This is a genomic window from Protofrankia sp. Cj3 (assembly GCF_917627355.1).
Taxonomy (GTDB): domain Bacteria; phylum Actinomycetota; class Actinomycetes; order Frankiales; family Frankiaceae; genus Protofrankia.
This window is the reverse complement of record NZ_CAKJTR010000233.1, coordinates 6888-7985: the sequence shown is the minus strand read 5'-3', so window position 1 is coordinate 7985 and position 1098 is coordinate 6888. Positions and strand designations below refer to the sequence as shown.

Sequence of the window (1098 nt, the reverse complement as noted above, 5' to 3'; positions counted from 1 at the left end):
GGCAAGCCAGCTCGACGCTCGGCCTGCCCGACCCCGCCGAGTTGTGCGACACCGCCGCATTCCCCACCCGCGCCGCCGTTGAGGAACATCTGTTCGATGGTCTCATCGCCGCAGTGTACCGGCCCCGCTCCACGGGCACGAACCGGTGGACCGCCGCCCAGGCCACCCCCTATCTGATCTTTCTGGCCCGCCATCTCGAACATCGTCTCCGCACCACCAGCCTTGCCTGGTGGGAACTCCCCCGCGCCCTACCACGCGCTGTGATGCCCCTCGCGGTCGGGCTCACGGTCGGGCTGGTGGCCGGGCTCGCGTTCGGGCTCGCGTTCGGGCCTGCGGCCGGGCTCGCGGACGGGCTCGGAGCCGGGCTCGGGGCCGGACTCGCAATCAGGCTGGAGGACGGGCTCGGAGCTGGACTCACCATCAGGCTCACGGTCGGGCTCATGGCCGGGCTCATGGCCGGGCTTGTGTTCGGGCTTGTGTTCGGGCTCGTGGTCGGGCTCGTGGCCGGGCTCGCGGGCGGGCTTGTGTTCGGGCTCGCGTTCGGGCTCGTGGTCGGGCTCGGCAGTTCTTCCCCACGCCACATCATCCTGCGATGGCCGCGGCTCTCCGATCTCGCGACCGGGCTCACGACCGGACTCACGGTCGGACTCGTGGGCGGGCTCGCGTTCGGGTTCGCGGCCGGGCTCGTGGGTGGGCTCACAGTCGGGCTCGCGGCCGGGCTCGCGGCTGGGGTCGCGACCGGGCTTGGGTTCGGGCTCGCGGTCGGGCTCGCGGCCGGGCTCGGAATGGATACCACTGTGGACACGCAACGGGCAGCCGGCCCCGGGGCCGTGCTAATTCACGATCGCGCCAGTGGGCTCATAGGCGGGCTCGTGGGCGGGCTTGTGGTCGGGCTCGTGGGCGGGCTCGCGTTCGGGCTCGCGGCCGGGCTTATGGACGGGGCCGCGGTGGGGGCCGCGGCCGGGCTTGCGGCCGGGGCCGCGGTCGGGCTTGTGGGCGGGCTCGCCTCGGTATGGGGACGTCTGGGCATCGCCCGTCTCTGGCTGGCCTGCCGGGGCCACCAGCCTCTCCGCCTGATGGCCTTCCTCGCCGACGCCC

1 pseudogene is annotated in these 1098 nt (G+C 73.5%); it reads left to right on the top strand.

Going from position 1 to position 1098, the window contains the following annotated elements:
- A pseudogene (locus MJ783_RS21045) lies at positions 1-1098 on the top strand (hypothetical protein); the annotation flags it as partial.